Consider the following 974-nt stretch of genomic DNA (forward strand, 5'->3'; position numbering starts at 1 on the left):
CAGGGCAATCGCATGAAGGGGCGTTAACAATCAAGGGGTTACGCGCGGGGTTGTAAACCGAGGCGAATCAAGCGTTTACTACTATCTTTTGCGGAGGCATCGGATGGAGGAGACGCAAGCCTTGAGCATCGAAGACGCGTTCGGCGAGTTGCGCGATCCGCGCAGCCGAACGCCTGCCCACGACTTGTCAGAGATGCTGGTCGTGGCACTGTGCGCGATTTTATCGGGAGCGGATAGCTGGGTAGCCATTCAGATCTGGGGTGAAGAGAAACTGGAGTGGCTACGCGGCTACGTGCCGCTGCGCAACGGCATCCCGTCGCACGACACGTTTGGACGGGTGTTCGCGGCCCTGAACCCGCGTCAGTTCGAGGCGTGCTTCACGCGCTGGATGAGCGGCGCGTTTCCGACGTTCTCCGGCGAGCTCGTCGCAATCGATGGCAAGACGGTACGTGGCTCGCATCGCAATGGGACGCGTGCCATTCACCTTGTTTCGGCCTTTGGAAGCGGCCTGGGCGTTGTACTGGGGCAGGTGCGCACGGCCGCGGCGATTCTGGAACTGCTCGATGCGCTGCTGCTCAAGGGCGCGATCGTGACGATCGACGCGATGGGCTGCCAGCAAGCGATCGCCCGGCAACTCGTCACGAACGATGCCGATTATGTGTTGGCGGTCAAGGAGAACCAGCCGACGCTGCTGGTGGAGATTCGCTCGACGCTCGAAGCCCTCGATCGACTCCAGCCCGAAGATCGATGGGACTGTTCGAGCGAATATCGGGAGGTCGAGAAGGACCACGGCCGGATCGAAACGCGTCGTTGCCTGGTTAGTGACGTGATGAACACATGGCGTGCGGCCGCGCTCTGGCCAGGCATGCGCTCGATCGTGATGGTGGAGGCCACGCGCGAGATCGGCAATACGGTGACGGTCGAGCGCCGATATTACGCGAGCAGCCTGCCGCCCGATGCAACGCGCATTGCAC

Annotated in this window: 1 protein-coding gene; it reads left to right on the plus strand. The window is 62.0% G+C overall.

What is annotated here, in order from left to right; genetic code table 11:
- Window positions 1-121: 121 nt before the first annotated feature.
- Window positions 122-974 (plus strand): ISAs1 family transposase (locus ACV22V_RS32385; protein ID WP_448016812.1); only part of this gene is annotated, 853 nt, incomplete at its 3' end.

The organism is Burkholderia sp. AW33-5, assembly GCF_053427615.1.